3 protein-coding genes are annotated in these 4,008 nt (G+C 64.6%); 2 read left to right on the forward strand and 1 reads right to left on the reverse strand.

The window, feature by feature from the left end; all coding sequences use genetic code 11:
• Positions 1-117: ATP:cob(I)alamin adenosyltransferase (locus JNK68_00135; GenBank protein ID MBL8538754.1), on the reverse strand; the 117-nt coding region annotated here is incomplete at its 3' end.
• A 463-nt stretch (positions 118-580) separates the two neighbouring features.
• Between JNK68_00135 and glgB the strand changes: the two genes are divergently transcribed.
• A complete protein-coding gene (gene glgB / locus JNK68_00140) occupies positions 581-2,518 on the forward strand; it encodes a 1,4-alpha-glucan branching protein GlgB (protein MBL8538755.1) in 1,938 nt (645 codons plus the stop codon).
• A gap of 3 nt (positions 2,519-2,521) precedes the next feature.
• Positions 2,522-4,008, forward strand: a 1,487-nt coding sequence (locus JNK68_00145; GenBank protein MBL8538756.1) for an alpha-1,4-glucan--maltose-1-phosphate maltosyltransferase, incomplete at its 3' end; no start/stop codon positions are given.

Genomic DNA, 4,008 nt, shown 5'->3' on the forward strand with positions numbered 1-4,008 from the left:
GACCTCTCCCACCGCCTCGATGCGCGGGGAGTTCTTGGGCGTGCGCGAGCCATCGCCGAGGCCGGTGGTGCCCTGGTCGCCGGTGCGCGTTACGATCTTCGACAGTCTGTTTCCCATGATGAGGATTCTGGTGAGATTCAACGTGCGGATTATAAGGCTTCGCCGTGAGTGCGCATTCCGTTCACGCTATAATTCAAGCTCGTTCCAGTTCGGTCGTCCCACCTTTCCTTGAAGCTCCACAGCACCGCATTGCGCCCGGAAGACGGCGGCGGACAGTTGCATCCGATCCGTCGGCCCACCTGCAGGAAGACCGACCAGCATCGATTGCGGTGCGTTCGCGAGGACCGTCCAGTGGGCTGATCGGTTTAGCGAAAGGGAAGGGCGGTGCACTGGGCTGTCTCACGAGCAGCGGCGAACTTCCGTACCATCCCGTTCGGTCCCAGATGCGCGCATCGTTCCTTGCTCGTGGTCATCTCCGTCTCTGGACCGAGTGCCGCCATCTGCGGCAAGCTTGAAAGGGGGCGATCCGCGCCGCCGTCACTGCACAATACGCTGTCGAGGGGGAATCGAAGTGACCAAGATCATCGACAAGAAGCGCCAGGCCAGCTTGACGCCGGACCCGGCGTTGCTCACCGATCACGACGTCTACCTGTTCCGCGAGGGCAGCCATGTCAGGCTGTACCAGAAACTCGGTGCGCATGCCGGCACTGTCAACGGCATCGACGGCACTCGCTTTGCCGTATGGGCGCCGAATGCCGCCAGCGTGTCGGTGATCGGCGATTTCAACGGGTGGAATGGCGAAGCCAACCCGTTGCAGCCGCGCAACGACGAATCCGGCATCTGGGAGTGCTTCGCACCCGGCGTAGGCCACAACGCGCGCTATCGCTACCGCATCGTCTCGCGGCAGGACGGCCATGCTCTCGCCAAATGCGATCCGTTCGGCTTCGCGACGGAAACTCTGCCCGGCACCGCCTCGCGCGTGTCCACCCTCGACTACGAGTGGGGTGATGCCGAATGGATGGCGCGCCGCAAGAGCTCGAATGCGCTCGATGCGCCGTTCTCCGTCTACGAAGTTCACTTGGGCTCGTGGCGGCGTGGAGAAGGGGACCGGTTTCTCGATTACCGCGAGCTCGCGCATCAGCTGGCGGAATACGTGCTCGATGTCGGCTTCACCCACGTCGAACTGCTGCCGGTCGCCGAGCATCCGTTCTACGGCTCCTGGGGCTATCAGATCACCGGCTACTTCGCCCCGACCTCGCGTTACGGCAGCCCCGAAGACCTCATGTACCTGGTCGACCATCTGCACCAGCGCGGCATCGGCGTCATCCTCGACTGGGTGCCTTCGCACTTTCCGGGCGATTCGCACGGGCTCGCGCGCTTCGACGGTGCGCCGCTCTTCGAGTATGCCGACCCGCGGCGCGGCTTCAATCCGGAGTGGAACAGCTACATCTTCGACTACGGTCGCAACGAGGTGCGCGCCTTCCTCCTGAGCAGCGCGATGTTCTGGCTCGACAAGTATCACGTCGATGCGCTGCGCGTCGACGGCGTTGCGTCGATGCTCTACCTCGACTTCGGACGCGAACCGGGCGATTGGACCCCGAACGTGCACGGCGGGCGCGAGGACCTGGCGGCCGTTGCCTTTCTGCGCACGCTGAACGAGATGATTTACCGCGAGTATCCCGACGTGCAGTCGATCGCGGAAGAGTCGACCGACTGGCCGATGGTCTCGCGGCCGATCTATCTCGGCGGGCTCGGTTTCGGCATGAAGTGGAACATGGGCTGGATGCACGACACGCTCGATTACTTCCACTATGAGCCGATGCAGCGGAAGAATCACCACGACAAGCTCACGTTCAGCATCTGGTATGCGTTCTCCGAGAACTTCATGCTGCCCCTCTCGCACGATGAAGTGAGCGACGACAAGGGGTCGCTGCTGGGCCGGATGCCGGGCGACGCGTGGCGCGAGTTCGCGAACCTGCGCCTGCTGTACGGCTACATGTGGGGTCATCCAGGCAAGAAGCTCTTGTTCATGGGCGGGGAGTTCGGCCAGCGTCGCGGCTGGTCGCACGACACCACCTTGGACTGGGGTGCGCTGCAATACCCGGAGCACGGCGGCGTGCTCGGTTGGGTCCGCGACCTGAATCACCGCTACCGGCGCGAGCCCGCGCTCTACGAGATCGACTTCCAGCGCGAAGGGTTCGAGTGGATGGACTGCCACGACGCCGAGAACAGCGTCATCAGCTTCGTGCGCCGCGCGCGCAGCACGGAGGACCTCATCCTCGTCGTGTGCAACTTCACGCCGATGCCGCGGCTGAGCTACCGCATCGGCGTGCCGCGTGCGGGCCACTGGCAGGAAATACTGAACAGCGACGCGAGCATCTATGGCGGCAGCGGCATCGGCAACTTCGGCGGCAAGCATGCGGCGCCGGTGGGCGCGCACGGTCAGTTCCAGTCGCTCGCGCTCGACCTGCCGCCGCTGGGCGTCGTGTTCCTCAAGAGCAGTGCCACGGGAGACTAGAGGATGTCCACTCCAAACAGAACTCAGGACGGACGCGGCCGCGTCGTGATCGATCGGGTGCGCCCCGAGGTCGACTGCGGAAGGTTTCCCATCAAGCGGACGGTGGGCGAGCAGGTGATCGTCAGCGCCGACGTGTTTGCCGACGGCCACGACGTCATTCGCTGTCTGGTGCGGCATCGTCCGGAAGGGGCGGACAAGTGGACCGAAGTGCCGATGGAAGCTTCGTACAACGACCTCTGGCAGGCGAGCTTCACCGTGAACGCCATCGGGCGGCACGTCTATACCGTGGTCGCATGGGTCGATCGGTTCTTCACCTGGCAGCACGACCTCGCACGGCGGAACGATCCGAAGGACATCGCCGTCGCGATGCGGGTGGGGGAAGAACTCGTGCTGGAGGCGGCAGCACGGGCGTCGGGTACCGCCGGGGCGCGTCTGAAGGAGATCGCGGCGACGCTCGGCAAGACGACCACGCCGGAGGCGGCGAAACAGCTCGGTGCCGACCGCGAGCTGACGGAGCTCATGTCCCGCTACGCCGAGCAGCGCTTCGCCACCGAGTACGAGCGCGTCCTCGCGGTCACCGTCGAGCCGGTGCGCGCGCGCTACAGCTCCTGGTACGAGATGTTTCCGCGTTCCTGCGTGCCGGCGGGCAGCACGCACGGCACCTTCGCCGAATGCGAGAAGCGTCTCCCGTACGTCGCGGAGATGGGCTTCGACGTTCTCTACCTGCCGCCGATCCATCCGATCGGCATCAAGTTTCGCAAGGGGCGGAACAACGCGGTGGTGGCGAAGCCGGGTGAGCCGGGCAGCCCGTGGGCGATCGGCGCACCCGAAGGCGGCCACAAGGCCGTGCACACCGAACTCGGGACGCTCGAGGATTTCCGAAGCCTGCTCAAGCGCGCCAAGCAACACGGCATCGACATCGCGCTCGACATCGCTTTCCAGTGCGCGCCCGACCACCCTTACGTGAAGGAGCACCCGACCTGGTTTCGCTGGCGCCCGGACGGCACCGTGCAATACGCCGAGAACCCGCCGAAGAAGTATCAGGACATCTATCCGTTCGACTTCGAGACGGACGACTGGAAGCCGCTCTGGGACGAGCTCAAGAGCATCTTCACGTTCTGGATCGGGCAGGGCGTGTCGATCTTTCGCGTCGACAACCCGCACACCAAGCCCTTCCCGATGTGGGAATGGCTGATCGGCGAAGTCAAGCGCGACCACCCGGAAGCGATCTTTCTCGCCGAGGCCTTCACCCGGCCGAAGATCATGCATCGCCTGGCCAAGCTCGGCTACACACAGTCCTACACGTACTTCGCCTGGCGCAACACCAAGCAGGAGCTCACCGAGTATTTCACCGAGCTCGCGATGTCGGAGTCACGCGAATACTTCCGCCCCAACGTGTGGCCGAACACGCCGGACATCCTCACCGAGTTCCTGCAGTACGGCGGCCGCCCGGGGTTCATGCTGCGCGCGGCGCTGGCGGCCACGCTGAG

This window comes from Betaproteobacteria bacterium (assembly GCA_016791345.1).
In the GTDB taxonomy this organism is placed as follows: Bacteria; Pseudomonadota; Gammaproteobacteria; order Burkholderiales; family JAEUMW01; genus JAEUMW01.